This is a genomic window from Paenibacillus sp. GP183 (assembly GCF_900104695.1).
Lineage (GTDB): Bacteria > Bacillota > Bacilli > Paenibacillales > NBRC-103111 > Paenibacillus_AI.
Map to the genome: position 1 here is coordinate 3280001 of NZ_FNSW01000001.1, position 16224 is coordinate 3296224.

A 16224-nucleotide genomic window follows, 5' to 3' on the forward strand; every position below is an offset into this window, starting at 1 on the left:
GTTTTCAAAGAACAATAACTCTCTCTTCAGCGACTCTCTTTCGAAAGCCGGAAGACTAATATATCATGGCGCCAGCTCAATAGCAACTTGTATGTCTTCCCAGACAAAATCTGTTCCAATGCTGCAATTGTTCATGTCTTTTTAGCGGCAACTTTCATAAGATACCACAAGTCACAATTCGAAGTCAATGCCAATTGCAGGGAATTTTGCGAAGCTACATCAGGACAAGTTTCAACGTTACCAATAGAAATAATCCCGGGATGCCGAGGAAAGTAACCGTCGATAATGTCCAATAGTTAAAAGGTATTGAAACATTCGTGTATTGACTAAGCAGATTAATAACAAACAACAGAAACACGGCTATAAGTAAATTAATGCCTAAAAAAGACAACGACCTTCCAGCCTGTCCTTTGCGAAACCAAAGATAAAGAAGCAAAAGAGAGGAGCCTACAAGCAAGCCCCACATTACATATTGGACGACCATTGCATGACCTCCGCTGGACTGGGACGATCTTTTATATCCTGTATATTAAAATGAAGCTCTCTCGCTTGTTTGAGCAGCATCTCGTATCTTTTCTCTGCGGCTTCCATACAACAAATGGCGTAGTCGATCTGATCCTTGCCTAATGCAAAATCAAACTGGGCTTGTGAGTTGGTCCAGACTTTATGCGCCTTTTGAAGCTCCTGCAGCAAAAACTGCTGCTCTTTACGCACAGTTTCCCCTTGCAATTGAACCGCTGAAGAACCTTTCCATCTTGAGCTTGACCAAATACTGTTGACCTTCATCACGCTTCCCCCTCATTGATAAATAAAAATACCTCTATAAATATCATATGGACGGGAAATGCGCTTTAGAACCAAGCAATCGCCTATTTTTTTACAAAAAAAGAGCCTTATGGGCTCCGGGATTCCTTTTGTTATGATTACTACAGTTCCCTGCGGCCTTCAAGGGATTTAGTCAATGTAATTTCATCCGCATATTCCAGATCTCCTCCGACAGGCAGGCCATGGGCAATTCGCGTCACTTTCAGCCCGAACGGTTTCACCAACCTGGAAAGATACATCGCCGTAGCCTCGCCTTCAATATTCGGATTGGTTGCCAGAATCAGCTCCTGCACCTTCTCATCACTGAGTCTCTTGAGCAACTCGGCAATATGAATCTGATCGGGTCCAATCCCTTCCATGGGAGAGATAGCGCCATGCAGGACATGATAATAGCCGAGGAACTCTTTGGTTCTTTCCATCGCTACCAAATCTTTGGGCTCCTGCACCACACAGATCATGGAATCGTCCCTGCTTTTATCCTGACAGATCCGGCAAGGATCGATATCTGTAATATTGCAGCATACAGAGCAGTAATGAAGGTTACGCTTCACATTGACCAGCGCCTTGGCGAAGTCGATAACATCGTCTTCCTTCATCCGCAGCACATGAAAAGCAAGCCGGCCGGCCGTTTTGGGACCTACCCCTGGCAAACGGGAAAAGGCATCAATCAACTTCGCTATCGGTTCGGGGTAATACAACGGAAGATCTCCTTCATATTTAAAAGTATGTTAGAAACTTGGGGTTAGAGTTTAGAATAATCCTGGAATATTCATGCCGCCGGTGAATTTGCCCATATCCTTGTTGGCCAGCTCATCCGCTTTCGTAAGCGCATCATTAATGGCTGTCAAAATCAAGTCCTGCAGCATTTCCACATCCTCGGGATCAACAGCTTCCGGCTTGATGATAATGTTTTGTACTTTTTTGTGGCCGTTTACAGTAACTGTAACAACTCCGCCGCCTGCACTGCCTTCAATGACTTTGGTGCCAAGTTCTTCCTGAGCTTTCATCATTTGCTCCTGCATTTTCTTCACTTGCTTCATCATTTGGTTCATGTTATTCATCGTCATTCTCCTTTGGATTTAGTCTTCTTTAATGGTGACCAGGTCTTCGCCAAACAGCTGGATCGCTTCCGAAATCCACTCTTCCTTCGGGCTTCCGGCCGATTCATCTTCAGGCTGCAGCTCCAGAATTTCCGTTGGCGCTTCTGCAGCTACAGATTGGGCATCATCCCACTCTTTGCGCATAATCGTCACAAGCCTGTAAGATTTGCCTAGAACAGACGTTAGTACCTGCTCGATGAGCTGTTTATTTTCCGGCTTCTCTGTTGTATTGCGATGCATGTCGTTCTTGAAAGCAACTAGCAAAGTATCGCCTGCGACGGATACCAAATCTCCGTTGACCAGCCAAGCGTGAACCGTTATTTTCTTTTCTTTGACTGCACTCAGGACTTGACTCCACTTCATTAATGCCTGGCGCGTACTTTCACCGTTGGCTGCTTGCAAGAAGCCATCCAGCTTCAGGCCCGATTTCTTGGAAGGAGCCAACGGTGCTGCTTTGGGAGCTGCTGATGGCCTCGAACCGCCGTCACCGGATGGAACAGCTATACCCGATTTTACCAGTCCAGCGAACTGATCTTCAAGTTTTTGCAGCTTGCTGCTCATTTCGAGCAGGAGATCCGCTTGATCTGATGAAGTCGCGGTTGAGTTTACGCGTGCGGTCTCATTGGGAGCCTGCGCAAGAGCACCGCTGATTTTCATGATGGCAAGTTCCAGCATGGTTTGAGGCTGAGCGGAATATTTCATCTCACTCTGGTAATGGTTCAGGACTTCAATCATCCCCATCATGGCTGCAGGGGTAAAATGCCCGGCCACACTTTGCATTTGCGCTAAATCAAAGATTCGTTCCGTGACTGCCGTCGAATTTGGAACCATGCGCACCATCAATAAATCCCGGAAGTAATCGATCAGGCTCTCGATGCATTTGTCAGCGCTCTTGCCTTCTTGCATGAAGGTATCGACAAGTTCCAGGGCTGCCCCTAGATCTTGATCCTTAATAGCTTTAACAAGTTTCTCGAATTGATCTGAGGCTACTCCGCCTGTGATGGACAGGATATCGCCAAGCTGAATCGTACCTGCTGCAAAGGAGGCAGATTGATCCAGCAGGCTTAAGGCATCCCTCATCCCGCCATCGGATAATCGTGCTATATAATGAAGCGCTTCTTCATCGGCGTCAATGTGTTCTTGCTCGCATACGTACTTCAGTCTCGCTACTTGCTCATCCAGTGAAACTCTTCGAAAATCAAAACGCTGACAGCGCGAAAGGATCGTCGCGGGAAGGCGATGAGGCTCCGTCGTGGCGAGAATAAACATCACATGGGCTGGAGGCTCCTCCAAGGTTTTGAGCAGAGCATTGAACGCTTCGGTTGTGAGCATATGAACTTCGTCAATAATATATACCTTTTGCCTGACCTCGGTTGGTGCATATTTGACTTTATCGCGAAGATCGCGAATTTCTTCAACACCGCGGTTGGATGCAGCATCGATCTCCACAACGTCCATAACGGAACCTTCCGTTATGCGAAGGCAAGCGGAGCACTCATTGCACGGCTCTATGCCAGGACCCTTCTCGCAATTGATCGCTTTCGCCAAAATTTTGGCGGTGCTGGTCTTGCCGGTTCCACGAGGGCCACTGAATAAATAGGCATGGGAAATACGATTTTCTCTTAATGAGTTTTGCAAGGTTTGAGTAATATGGTTCTGTCCTACAACCTCCCGGAACGATTGGGATCGCCACGTCCGGTATAACGCGATATGTGCCATAATATCCTCTCCAATAATTCCAGCTTAGAATTATTGCATTCATTATACTATATCCCCACGTGTGATGAAATAGATGATGTTTCAACCGGTTTATTCCAGAAAAAGAAAAAACGCCGAAATCGACGTTTGGTGTTTATGCTTATAGTAAATATTGAAGTAAACCGTGCACCTGTTATTGATAAAGGGATCCAAGCGAACTCTTATCGTTAGCTCAAGTTAGGCTTCCCCTCGGCACATGAAAAATCCAACTTACGGCTGCTTCCTTCCAGACCTGACCGGGTTCATAGGCATTCATTGCGAAGGACCCGACTCTCAACACCACGTGTAAAAGTCAGACCTTACATCACAGTACCTCTAACAGGGATTCGACCCCGCTACAGCGGATTGCGAGCTACAGGGCACCGCTACCTCCCCGTCTAGCACGGCAAAAATAAGTATATCCGATAAAAAGGCAAATAGCAACCGGAGCATATTGTCATTTGGGTACGGTTACTCTCACTGAATATCTGGGCATATTGGTGCTGAGCGCCATTTGTACTGCAGATCGTAGTTGGTCTTCTTTTACGGGTCCAAGGCCTTCTTTAAAGCGCAATCGTACATCTGCAATCGCACCTTTAAATTGAATTCTGGACTCCTGAATATCTGGAAATTGTGCCATAACCGCATTCATTAAATGGGTATCATCTTGATAATGATGGTAAGTGGGGTTCATTGGATTGTTGGGATTGACACTCGTCATTCCCATATATCCATCCTGCGGATAGGATTTCACATTAGGATTGCTCGGATTGGAATTCGCACAGCCCGCCAATAAGGCGATACTTACTGCGGCTGCCCCTATTCGACAAAAAGCCATAAACATAAAAACACCTCCCCTTCTCATCTAAGCCTTAACTTAGGATGACCCGGAGAGGTGAACTTATGCGATAGAAAGCATTGAAATGCGTACCAATTAGATGCCGTATTTCTTTTTGAATTTATCAACACGGCCGCCCGCATCGACGAACTTCTGTTTACCTGTGAAGAACGGATGGCAATTGGAGCAAATCTCAACACGAAGATTTTGCTTGATGGATCCTGTCTCAAATGTGTTGCCACAAGCACAAGTCACTGTGGTTAATTGATAATTAGGATGAATAGCTTCTTTCATATCCTGTTCACCTCTTTCTGCCCTGAATCATTACGCGAAACAGAGTTAAATTGACACGTAGAACATAATACCACAAACGATATAGGGTTGGCAACTTAAAAAATAAGATTATTAAAATTCCCGGCTACGCTCTTGCTCCGGTTGTTTTCCCAAAAAATTCAGGTGTATGCGTATAAGAGCCCAAAATGACATCCGGCAGCTCTTCCTGGAAAATCTCAATCATCTGCTTCATGCCAAAAAGCTCCCCTCGAGCCTTGGGGATGACCCCCAGGTAGCTCTCCGGATCAATATTGAGGTTTCTGAATTGAATTAATTTCAATTCCGTTCTGCGGACAAACTCAATCATGGCCTCAATTTCCTCTTCGCGATCCGTGACGCCGGGAAACACCAAGTAGTTAATCGAGGTAATAACCCCTTGTTCCTTCGCATAACGCAGGGATTTTTCAACATTCTTAAGGGTATAGCCTCGCGGCTTGTAATAGGCATTGTAATGATCGTCCAGTGCACTGATTGTACTTACTCTCATCAAATCAAGTCCCGCATCGACAATACCGCGAATATGGTCCGACAATCCCGCATTCGTATTGATGTTGATATAGCCCAACTTCGTTTGCTGCCGCACCTCTCTCATAGCCGCGATGATTAACGGCGCTTGGGTAGAGGGCTCGCCCTCACAGCCTTGCCCGAAGCTGATGATGCTGTCCGGTGTCCGCAAATGCTCCAGCATGACTTGCACGACTTCATCCACATTCGGTTTGAAGCTCATCCGCGTTTGCGGGGCAGGGAACCCGCTGTCATCCGGCTGCTCGGAGATACAGCCAAAGCATCCTGCATTGCACGAAAAGGAAACGGGGACAGCCCCCTCCCAACGATTCAAGAACGTGTTGGATGCAGTCAAACACTCATAACCCAGAGCACAGTTGGATAAATGTTCGTATAACCGATTCTCGGGATACTGGCTAACCAAACGTTTAACCTGAACCTCCAGTTCATCTGGATCGCAGTTTACAGGATTCCAGAAGTAAGGAGCGTCGCTTTGCTTGGCAGCCACATAAAAGCCATCCTCTTTCCACACAACAGCGGTATATCCAAATAGCGGAAGCAGCTGGCTTTTGTCCGATTTTACATAGCCAGGGAGCAATAAACGAGTGAACCCTTGCGGCAGCAATGCGCCTACAGCTTGATAATCTCCTTCTACAAGCTGCATATTACCGGATTCAGCATGTATTCCAACAGGTCTGGTATGAGGCAAACTTACTAAAGTAGCTCCCTCCGGCAGAGGGATTAATTCATCCTCCATAATTTCCGTTATCATCTCGGCGTTGCGGCCGAGCGAATAGAAATCGGGATGATCAAATACGTTGCCGGCTGAGTCAGCGTAAACCAAATTCATCTTTGCACACCCCCTTGGACCCCAATCAAGAAGCCGAAGGCTTAACCTTGCCCTTGCCGGTTCCGGCTGCAGCGGCTGTTAATGTATCCAAAAACTCCTGATTGGTCTTGGAGTCTCCCAGCTTCTTAATAAAGGTTTCCGTATATTCGTAGGAATCATTCATTCCTTTGCGTAAAGCCCAAACTTTATCCAGCTCATCCTTCGTCAAAAGAGCCTCTTCACGGCGTGTGCCGGACCTCCGAATATCAATCGCCGGGAACGTTCTGCGCTCGGCGAGCTTGCGATCCAGATGAAGCTCCAAATTCCCGGTTCCCTTGAACTCTTCATAGATGACATCGTCCATTCTGGAACCTGTCTCTACAAGGGCAGTTGCGAGAATCGTCAAGCTGCCGCCCTCTTCGATGTTTCGAGCCGCCCCAAAAAAACGCTTTGGACGGTGGAAAGCACTCGGGTCAATACCACCGGTCAGTGTACGTCCGGATGGAGGAACAACCAGGTTATAGGCTCTGGCCAGACGAGTAATGCTGTCAAGCAGGATAACGACATCTTTCTTATGTTCGACAAGCCGCATGGCGCGTTCCAGCACCAGCTCGGCAACCTTGATATGATTCTCCGGGAGCTCATCAAATGTCGAGGCCACAACCTCTCCATTTACAGAGCGCTGCATGTCTGTTACTTCCTCCGGCCGTTCATCGATGAGCAATACAAACAATTCAATGTCCGGATAATTGGTAGAAATACTGTTGGCAATTTCCTTTAGCAGCAAGGTTTTGCCTGCTTTGGGGGGAGCTACGATTAATCCACGCTGTCCTAATCCTACAGGGGCCAGCAAATCCATGATCCGGGTGGAAAGCTTGGTTGGAGTGGTCTCCAAAATGATGCGCGTCTGTGGATATAAAGGGGTTAGCGCTGGAAAGTGGAGCCTTTCGGATGCGGTTTCGGGTTTCTCACCATTAACGGCTTCCACTTGAAGGAGACCGAAATAACGTTCATTCTCTTTGGGAGGCCTGCATTTCCCGGAGACTAAATCTCCTGATCGCAAATCAAATTTGCGAATTTGCGAGGCGGAAATATAAATATCTTCCGTACTCGGCAAATAGTTAATCGGCCTCAAAAATCCAAAGCCCTCTGAAAGAATTTCCAGAACGCCCTCCATGAACATCAATCCGCTTTCTGCAGCTTGAGCCCGAAGTATGGAGAAGATCAGCTCTTTTTTCTTGAGTTGTCCATAGGATGGGATCTGATGTTTTTTCGCTAACTTATATAATTCTGTAAGCTTCTGTGTCTCTAATTCTGCAAGCTGCATGCTCATTTGTTTCTACCACCAAACTATTAAATTTTATCCCTGCTTATTATTGCATATGAATATCTAGCATTGCCTGTTCGGAGTCCATTTATTCCTCTTGGACACGCCAAACTTCCGCCCCCAAAGAAGAAAGGTTGGTTACTAAATTCTCGTAACCCCTATCGATATACTCCACACCTGTGACCTCGGTAATCCCTCCGAAAGAAACGCTTAAACCAGCAATAACCAGCGCCGCACCGGCTCTGAGGTCCGTGGCTTTCACTTTAGCGGAACTTAGTAAAGAACCCTCGATTATGGCCGAACGGCCCTCTACTTTCATCTTGGCACCCATACGAACCAATTCTGGTATATGTTTAAATCGGTTGCTGTATACATAGTCTGTCAAAATACTTACACCACGCGCTTGACAAAGCAAACTCGCCATAGGGGACTGAAGGTCTGTAGCAAACCCGGGGTAAACCAACGCTTTCACATCGACACTCTGATATTCAGGCTGACCGACTACGCGAATGGATTCATCCATTTCATAGATATGTACACCCATCTCCTGAAGTTTGGCCGTGACGGCTTCCATATGCTTGGGGATTACGTTATCAACGATTACGTCACCGCGGGTTGCAGCTGCAGCAATCATATAAGTACCGGCTTGAATCCGATCGGGAATAATAGAATGACGGCAGCCATGCAGGGAATCCACACCTTCAATACGGATCGTTTCGGTACCGGCTCCTATGATTTTGGCGCCCATCGCATTGAGCAGCGTAGCGACATCGATGATTTCCGGCTCTTTGGCTGCGTTTTCGATAATAGTAGAGCCTTTAGCTCGCGATGCAGCCAGCATGATATTGATCGTAGCGCCGACGCTCACCATGTCCAAATAAATTTTGGCCCCGCGGAGCTCCTTTGCACGAATCCGCAAAGCTCCGTTCTCATTGCTGACTTGCGCCCCCAAAGCCTCGAATCCTTTTATATGCAGATCAATCGGCCGCGGTTCGAAATTGCATCCTCCCGGGAGGCCGATGGTAGCTTCACCAAATCTACCTAAAAGTGCGCCCATTAAATAATAGGAGGCCCTTAGCTTTTTTACTTTGCCATTAGGCATGGGGAGGGATTTCATACGGCTCGGGTCTATGACCATCTTGTCTTCATTCCAATCGATGGAAGCCCCCAAATCTGTTAAAATTTCTGTATATACAGCCACATCGCTAAGATGAGGCAGATTATCCAAAATTACTGTTGTTTCTGCAAGAATGGCAGCTGGAATCAAGGCAACTGCACTGTTCTTTGCACCGCTAATTTGAACGGTCCCTCGCAGCGGACGTCCGCCAGCGATCATTAATTTTTCCAACATGGATGTTTTTCCCCCTAAATCAGGTACATACTTGCTGTCCATCAGGACAAACCCATCTACAATAGCCAATTAAAAAAACAGAAGAAGGAAACGCTCTCGGCCGAGAAACATTTCCTGCTACTATACGATTTGAATTAAGCTTGATTGCTGCTTCCGAACAATTGAATTTTGGATTTTACAACTTCAACCATGGCTTTCTTGGCTGGGGTTAGATACTTGCGAGGATCATAAACTTTTCCGTCTTTACCAAGAACTTCGCGGATGGCTTCAGTCATGGCCACTTGGTTCTCTGTGTTCACATTGATTTTGCCTACGCCTGCTTGAATGGATTTGCGAATCATTTCATCCGGCACACCGGAGCCGCCATGAAGCACCACTGGAACAGGTATAGCACGGGATACTTTCTCAATGATGTCAAAATGAATATTAGGTTCGCCGGCATACATACCGTGAGCAGTACCCACTGCAATAGCCAGACAATCGACACCGGTCTCTTCATAGAAACGGATGGCTTCTTCCGGTTTGGCCATGTTTGCATTTTCTTCGTCAACGCTGATATCGTCCTCAACTCCGCCAATTGTGCCCAGCTCACCCTCTACGGAAACGCCCATAGCGCGAGCGGCTTTAACCACTTCCTTGGTTAAACGGATATTGTCTTCATAGGAATGATGAGAACCGTCAAACATAACAGAGCTGAAGCCGGCACGGATACATTTCATTGCCACTTCGAAAGAGCTGCCATGATCAAGATGCAAAGCAATCGGCAAGCCGGATTTTTTAGCTGCCGCTTCCGCAATAGCTACTGTAAATTCGATGCCCATATACTTGAGCGCCCCTTCACTGACTCCATAGATAAACGGAGACTTCAGTTCCATGGCAGCTTCCATAATCGCTTGGGCGAACTCCAAATTATTCATGTTGAATTGACCCACTGCGAATTTATTCGCTTTGGCTTGCGGCAAAAAATCATTCATCGAAACGAGTGGCATGGTGTTTTTTCCTCCTGCTTTTTCTTTAAATTAAGATGCGATACCGCTCTCAGTCATACTGAGTTATTATAGCACATAACTTTTCAAATGATAACCAAGCCCGCTGCATCGATGCCCAAAAAAAAAGATCCTATATAAGGATCATACAGCAAATCCGCTGCTGGATTCATTGCCAAGCTGCATATTTACGGCTAATCGGAGTTCATCGATATCAAATGGTTTGGTGAAATGCATAATCGCGCCAAGATCTGTCGCTTCCTTGATCATATCGAGTTCACCATAAGCTGTCATCATGATCACTTTCATCGAGGCATCCATAGCTTTGATATGTCGCAAAATATCCAATCCGTCCATCCCGGGAATCTTCATGTCGAGAAGAACCAAATCCGGCGTAACTTTTTTAACGATCTCAAGCGCCAGTTTTCCGCTGGATGCCTGATAGGCGTCATATCCTTCATTGTTAAATACTTCCATCAAAAGGATGCGAATACCGTTCTGGTCATCCACGATTAATATTTTTTTCTTCAAATTTACGTGCCTCCTCCAGTGATAATAGCAATCTCCCAAGGGCCTGAGAAGTAAACAATTCGCTATCCATTTGGATATTCCTTCCTGAGAGGAGGTTCAATTTAAGAGTTTTCCAAAATAATGGTTATTACATCATTTGTAAGTTATGTCTGTATCTGTAAAGAAGCTTTCACAAATTCACGGAATAAAGGCTGCGGCCGATTCGGTCTGGAGGTAAACTCCGGATGGAACTGTACCGCCAAAAACCAGGGATGCCCGGGAAGCTCAATCATTTCCACCAATCGGCCATCCGGCGACGTGCCGGATATACGCAATCCCGCCGACTCCAAGAGGTCACGATATTGATTGTTGAATTCATAGCGGTGACGATGGCGCTCATAAACCAATTCATCCTGGTAGCATTGCGCGGCCAAACTGTCTGGAGCCAGCTTGCAGGGATAAAGCCCTAAGCGCATGGTACCGCCCAAATCCTCAATATCTTTTTGTTCGGGCAGCAAATCGATGACAGGGTAAGCTGTCGTTGGATTGATTTCAGAGCTGTTGGCTCCTTCGAGTTTAACGATGGAACGAGCATATTCCACAACGGCTACTTGCATACCTAGACAGATGCCCAAGAAAGGGATACCACTCTCCCGTGCATAGCGGATTGCCGATACTTTGCCTTCAATCCCTCTATCCCCAAAGCCTCCAGGCACCAGTATGCCATTTACACCTTGAAGCAGCTCCGAAACATTATGATCGTAAACATCTTCGGCGTTGATCCAACGAATGGTAATCTCGGAACCATTGTCAATACCTGCATGTCCCAAAGCCTCAACGATGCTCAGGTAAGCATCGTGCAGAGCCACATATTTACCGACAATGGCGATCTCGGTCGTTTGCTTCAAGTTCTTCACCCGATGAACCATGTCTTCCCATTCGCCCATCTCCAGAGGATTTGTAATGAGCTTAAGGTGGTTAACTACAAACTCATCCAGCCCCTGGTCTCGCAGCATCATGGGCACTTCATACAAGGTTTCAGCATCTTTGCATTCTATAACAGCACCCGGCTCAATATCACAGAACAAGGCAATTTTCCGTTTCATTTCTTCAGTCAGTGATTGCTCCGTGCGGCAGACAATGACATGCGGTTGGATGCCCAGACTGCGCAGCTCTTTCACGCTATGCTGCGTGGGTTTTGTTTTTAATTCTCCAGCCGCATTGAGGTACGGAATCAAGGTGACGTGAATGTAGATTACATTGTCGCGGCCAATATCATTTTTCATTTGACGTATAGCTTCCAGAAAAGGAAGACTTTCAATGTCCCCAACCGTTCCGCCAATTTCGGTGATGACTACATCGGATCCAGCTTCACGTCCAGCGCGGATAATACGATCCTTGATCTCATTCGTGATATGCGGGATCACCTGCACAGTTCCACCAAGGTATTCCCCTCTGCGTTCTTTGGTAATGACAGAGGAATATACTTTGCCAGTTGTTACATTCGAGTTTTTGGAAAGATTAATGTCGATAAACCGTTCATAATGGCCCAAATCCAAATCCGTTTCGGCGCCATCATCGGTAACAAACACTTCCCCATGCTGGTAGGGACTCATGGTCCCTGGATCCACATTGATATAGGGATCGAATTTCTGAATGGTAACTTTGAGGCCCCTGTTCTTGAGCAGCCTTCCCAAGGAAGCAGCTGTAATCCCTTTGCCCAACGAAGACACGACGCCTCCGGTTACAAAAATGTACTTAGTCATTATGTAGCTCCGCCTCCTGGAAGTTTTTAGTGTAAAAAAACAAAAAAAGTGACACCCGTAGTGACGGGGCACTTTTATAAACGCAATCGCGAATTGTTAAGTTTTTTTAAAGCCCATGCAATAGTTTACTCTGTAGAGAGGTTAACTGTCAAGCCAAGTTATTTGTCTTCTTCTTCATCGTCTTCAAACGTGGATTCCTCATCCGTTTCGTCATCAAGTTCATCCTCGGCTTCCTCTTCCGCATCGTCTCCAATGACGGCATCTCCGAGATCTTCCCCTTCAATCTCCTCGTCCTCAAAGAATTCGGTATCCTCTTCCGCTTCTTCTTCGGCTTCGAATTCATCCGGTTCCGCGAAGGCATCGTATTCTTCTTCGACTTCTTCCTCGGCAAAAATATCGTCGTCGTCCAAATCGTCATCTTCATCGTTGATAATTCTTGGACGCTTGGCGTTACTGACCGCATCATCGGTTTTTTCCACCGGATACCAGCGCTTCAAACCCCATAAGTTAGTGCCTACGCAAGCAAAACGGCCGTCGATATTAATCTCCGTATATAGTTGAGCGATTACCTGCATAACATCCTGTTCGGATAATCCCTTGATCTTTGCAATTTCCGACATCAGGTCACGGTAATAAAACGGCGTGTTTACCGCCTTCAGTAACTCGAACGCCAAATCCACCATAGGCATTTCTTTTGCCTTTTCATCGGAGATTTTGAGAGTGTAATCGGTAGCCATCTATGGCACATCCCTTCAACCTGTATCATGTAATCTTTATTAAGTAAAACCTATTTTTTCTAAAAATGCAACTACCCGATCTATGTAAAAGAATGCGCAAAAAAAACGAGCACAAAGGAAACAAGCGAAGGTCCCCCTTCGCTTCAGACTGGCGAGAAAACTCTTGGCCTCAACCGATACCTACGGAAGAGTGATTTGGCTTCTCGGCAATCTCAAGCGAAGGTCCCCCCTCGCTTGTGACTGTATCCTCGGGAAAATGAGCTCATTTTCCCGGTTTGAGCAAGAGACACGCACCCCGGTCTCTCTCTTTATCCTATGAATGCCCGGGCGGTTCTGTCACGGCTTCACACCTATTTATTTACAAAGAGGCTAAGACACGGTCAGACAAGATGACCTGTACATAAGATGGGGAGATTCCAGTTAGCACCTGAGGGGGAATGAAGTTTGGATGCCATCAATTTTCTTCGTCAGCTGCACGAAGAGATTGGATCAGCTCAAGGTTCGGCCAAGAAACACATCCTCCATTTCCGAAACCTTAGAGATTACAGGTTATGCAAAGTTGAGCTGGAGCGTTTGAAAACCTCGCTCTCGGGCTTGTCCTCCGTGCAGGATCTTCAAATTATTCACGCCTTCTCCTGCTCCCTGGATTCCAACCAGAAGCTAGCTGAAGGACAGTATCCTATCTACATCGAAGAAGATTGCAAAATGAAAGTTCATGACAACCCCTCGCCCAAAAAGGGCAAGCAAGTCCATTCCCTGAATCAATTGGTAAAATCACCTGTCATTCCTTGGGGTGTTGGGCAGATTAAAGCTCCGGAGGCATGGAAGCAATCGCTCGGCAATCATGTAAGTATAGGCGTTATTGATACCGGAGTGGATTATAACCATCCCGATCTTCGACAAGCGGTTTCACGCGGGGTTAATCTGATCCATCGGCATTTGCTCCCATTTGACGACAACGGGCATGGCACCCATATATCCGGCACGATCGCGGCAGCAGGCAGCGCAAACGGGATTATCGGCGTAGCACCGAGAGCGAACATTCATCCAGTGAAAGCCTTTGATCAAAACGGAAGCGCTTATGTCTCCGATATCATTGCCGGTATCGACTGGTGCGTGCAAAATAATCTGGATGTCATCAATATGAGCTTCGGCATGAAGACCTACAACAAATCATTGGAATTGGCCGTGCTGAATGCCTATCATGCCGGCAAGGTTATCGTCGCTTCGTCCGGAAACGATGGCCATAAGGCCGCGATCGATTATCCGGCGCGCTTCCCTCAAGTCGTCTCGGTCGGAGCGATGACGAAGAATAATAAAATCGCCATCTTCAGCAACCGGGGGCGGCGCATTGACGTCTACGCGCCGGGCGAGCGCGTATATTCCGCTTGGCTCCACGGCGCTTATAACGAGCTGAGCGGCACCTCCATGGCCACGGCTCACGTCAGCGGCGTGATTGCCTTAATGCTTTCAATGCGGCCGCGGCTCGCGCCGCTGCAGATCAAAACGATCCTGAGGCGGTATTCCAATTCGCTCAGCAAAAACCGCAAAGTGCGGTGGCAGCCCGGGCAGCTCAATGCCCGACGCGTGCTGAACGCACTTAATAAGGATAAATAAGCTTAGCGAAGCTTATTTATTTCTAATGAGAAAAGCCCAGGCGGAGGAACTTAGCCTGGGCTTTTGTTATGGAGAAGCGGCGGATGCTACATCCGCTCCGGAGCCGAAACGCCAACGAGGCGGAGCACGTTGGCCAGGGTCGTGCGCAGCGCGCCCAGCAAGGCGAGGCGCGCCTGGGTTTGCTGTGCGTCGTCGGTGATGACGCGCTCGGCCTTGTAATAGCTATGAAACTGGCTGGCCAGTTCATAGACATAGCGGATGAGCCGATGCGGAGCGTACTGCTCGGCCGCGACCGCGATCTCTTCGGGCAGCTCGCCCATTTTGCGCAGCAGGTCGAGCTCCGCTTCCGTGTTTAGGATCGTCAGGTCGATCTGCTGCAAATCCTGGAGCACTATGCCCTGCTCTTCGGCTTGTCGAAAAATGCTGCAGATCCGCGCATGCGCATATTGTACATAAAAGACAGGATTCTCATTGGACTGCGAAACGGCAAGATCCATGTCGAAATCGAGATGCGAATCCATGCTGCGCATAGTGAAGAAATAGCGGATCGGGTCCACGCCAACCTCATCCATCAGTTCTTCCATCGTGACCGCTTTGCCGGTACGCTTCGACATTTTGACTTTTTCCCCGTCTTGGAACAAGCTGACCATCTGGGCGATCAGCACGGTGAGTGTGTCGGGATCATAGCCAAGAGCCGTCATGGCGGCTTTCATCCGCGGGATATAACCGTGATGGTCGGCGCCCCAAATGTTGATCAATTGGTCGAACCCTCGCTGATATTTATTGCGGTGGTAAGCAATATCCGGCGTCAAATAAGTGAAGGATCCGTCGTTCTTGATCAAAACGCGTTCCTTATCATCGCCAAAAGGGGTGGTCCGCAGCCAAGTGGCTCCTTCTTCTTCGAAGATATGTCCTTTTTCCCTTAACTCCTTCAGGACATCCGGAATCAATTGGTCCGTATAAATGGAAGTTTCCGAGAACCATTCATCGAACTTCACACCGAATCGAGCCAGATCCCGTTTGATTTTATCGAGCTCTTTTTCAAGTCCGTAGACGCGAAAATATACCAAGCGCTCTTCATAAGGAAGGGCAGCCAGGCGTTCGCCTTCCTGCTGCAATAATTCGACGGCGAATTGCTTGATGTCCTCACCATGATACCCGTCCTCGGGCATGGGAACGTCTTGTCCCATGGCTTGCAAATAACGGGCTTCAATTGACTTGGCCAGATTCATGATTTGATTGCCCGCATCATTGATGTAGTACTCTCTGGACACCTCATAGCCTGCAAAATCAAGCACATTGCAAAGGGCATCGCCGACTGCGGCCCCTCTGGCATGCCCCAAATGCAAGGAGCCGGTAGGATTGGCACTGACGAATTCGACCTGTATTCTTTTCCCTTGGCCTATATGGACTTCACCGTAACGTTCACCCTTGTCCCGAACATCCTTGATGATGGAATAAAGGTAGCTTTTGTTCATTGTAAAATTAATAAATCCCGGTCCGGCAATCTCCGCTTCGGCAATACCTGCCTTTTCTTTACGAAGATGAGCTACTAGCTGCTCGGCGACTTGCCTTGGATTTTGCTTGGCGATGCGTGAAAGCTGCATGGCTATGTTCGTGGCAAAATCGCCATGCGCTTTATCCTTGGGCACTTCCAAGATGATTTCCGGCAGCTGCGAGGCTTCAGCAAGTCCTGCGGAAGCAACAGCTTCAGTAATAGCTTCCTTGAGGGTTGCTTTAACTTGATTGAGCACATCCATTTGA

The 16224-nt window shown here is 47.4% G+C and carries 16 protein-coding genes and 1 other RNA gene; 1 reads left to right on the forward strand and 16 read right to left on the reverse strand.

The features are described from left to right. Positions 1-214: 214 nt before the first annotated feature. The 15 genes from BLV33_RS16190 to rpoE all read right to left on the reverse strand — a co-directional run bounded on the left by BLV33_RS16190 (position 215) and on the right by rpoE (position 12843). Positions 215-484 carry a pro-sigmaK processing inhibitor BofA family protein gene (locus BLV33_RS16190; protein WP_090793867.1) on the reverse strand — a complete coding sequence of 90 codons (270 nt, stop codon included), beginning with the start codon at positions 482-484 and terminating at the stop codon, positions 215-217. After that, the gene (locus BLV33_RS16195; RefSeq protein WP_090793871.1) at positions 466-786 is read right to left on the reverse strand and encodes a DUF2508 family protein; all 321 of its coding nucleotides are present in this window, start codon (positions 784-786) and stop codon (positions 466-468) included. Before BLV33_RS16195 ends, BLV33_RS16190 begins: the two co-directional genes overlap by 19 nt. Before the next feature lie 140 nt (positions 787-926). After that, complete coding sequence (gene recR / locus BLV33_RS16200) at positions 927-1523, reverse strand: recombination mediator RecR (protein ID WP_090793874.1); 597 nt, start codon at positions 1521-1523, stop codon at positions 927-929. Positions 1524-1574: 51 nt separating this feature from the next. Further along, positions 1575-1886: a YbaB/EbfC family nucleoid-associated protein gene (locus BLV33_RS16205; RefSeq protein ID WP_090793879.1), complete on the reverse strand. Its 312-nt coding sequence runs from the start codon at positions 1884-1886 to the stop codon at positions 1575-1577. An 18-nt stretch (positions 1887-1904) separates the two neighbouring features. Then, on the reverse strand, positions 1905-3644 hold the full coding sequence (gene dnaX, locus BLV33_RS16210; RefSeq protein ID WP_090793884.1) for a DNA polymerase III subunit gamma/tau: 1740 nt from the start codon (positions 3642-3644) through the stop codon (positions 1905-1907). A 161-nt stretch (positions 3645-3805) separates the two neighbouring features. Beyond that, positions 3806-4069: signal recognition particle sRNA large type (gene ffs, locus BLV33_RS16215), an RNA gene on the reverse strand. Between the two features lie 50 nt (positions 4070-4119). Next, on the reverse strand, positions 4120-4506 hold the full coding sequence (locus tag BLV33_RS16220) for a hypothetical protein (RefSeq protein WP_090793888.1): 387 nt from the start codon (positions 4504-4506) through the stop codon (positions 4120-4122). A 90-nt stretch (positions 4507-4596) separates the two neighbouring features. Next, positions 4597-4794, reverse strand: a complete 198-nt coding sequence (rpmE, locus tag BLV33_RS16225) for a 50S ribosomal protein L31 (RefSeq protein ID WP_090793891.1) — start codon at positions 4792-4794, stop codon at positions 4597-4599. Between the two features lie 124 nt (positions 4795-4918). Further along, positions 4919-6187 (reverse strand): radical SAM family protein, encoded by a 1269-nt coding sequence (locus BLV33_RS16230; RefSeq protein ID WP_090793894.1) that lies wholly within the window; start codon positions 6185-6187, stop codon positions 4919-4921. Positions 6188-6212: 25 nt separating this feature from the next. Further along, the gene (gene rho / locus BLV33_RS16235; RefSeq protein WP_090793897.1) at positions 6213-7499 is read right to left on the reverse strand and encodes a transcription termination factor Rho; all 1287 of its coding nucleotides are present in this window, start codon (positions 7497-7499) and stop codon (positions 6213-6215) included. Positions 7500-7581: 82 nt separating this feature from the next. Beyond that, the gene (locus BLV33_RS16240) at positions 7582-8841 is read right to left on the reverse strand and encodes a UDP-N-acetylglucosamine 1-carboxyvinyltransferase (protein ID WP_090798970.1); all 1260 of its coding nucleotides are present in this window, start codon (positions 8839-8841) and stop codon (positions 7582-7584) included. A 137-nt stretch (positions 8842-8978) separates the two neighbouring features. Then, complete coding sequence (gene fba, locus BLV33_RS16245) at positions 8979-9833, reverse strand: class II fructose-1,6-bisphosphate aldolase (RefSeq protein ID WP_090793900.1); 855 nt, start codon at positions 9831-9833, stop codon at positions 8979-8981. 141 nt (positions 9834-9974) lie between these two features. After that, positions 9975-10361 (reverse strand): response regulator, encoded by a 387-nt coding sequence (locus BLV33_RS16250; RefSeq protein WP_090793903.1) that lies wholly within the window; start codon positions 10359-10361, stop codon positions 9975-9977. A gap of 143 nt (positions 10362-10504) precedes the next feature. Continuing rightward, complete coding sequence (locus BLV33_RS16255) at positions 10505-12106, reverse strand: CTP synthase (protein WP_090793906.1); 1602 nt, start codon at positions 12104-12106, stop codon at positions 10505-10507. 158 nt (positions 12107-12264) lie between these two features. Next, entirely contained in the window at positions 12265-12843 is a 579-nt protein-coding gene (gene rpoE / locus BLV33_RS16260; protein WP_090793909.1) for a DNA-directed RNA polymerase subunit delta, read from the reverse strand. Positions 12844-13287: 444 nt separating this feature from the next. Between rpoE and BLV33_RS16265 the strand changes: the two genes are divergently transcribed. Next, entirely contained in the window at positions 13288-14460 is a 1173-nt protein-coding gene (locus BLV33_RS16265; protein ID WP_090793912.1) for a S8 family peptidase, read from the forward strand. 86 nt (positions 14461-14546) lie between these two features. Here BLV33_RS16265 and argS read toward each other — a convergent pair whose 3' ends face one another. Then, positions 14547-16220 (reverse strand): arginine--tRNA ligase, encoded by a 1674-nt coding sequence (gene argS / locus BLV33_RS16270; protein WP_090793916.1) that lies wholly within the window; start codon positions 16218-16220, stop codon positions 14547-14549. Positions 16221-16224 lie beyond the last annotated feature (4 nt).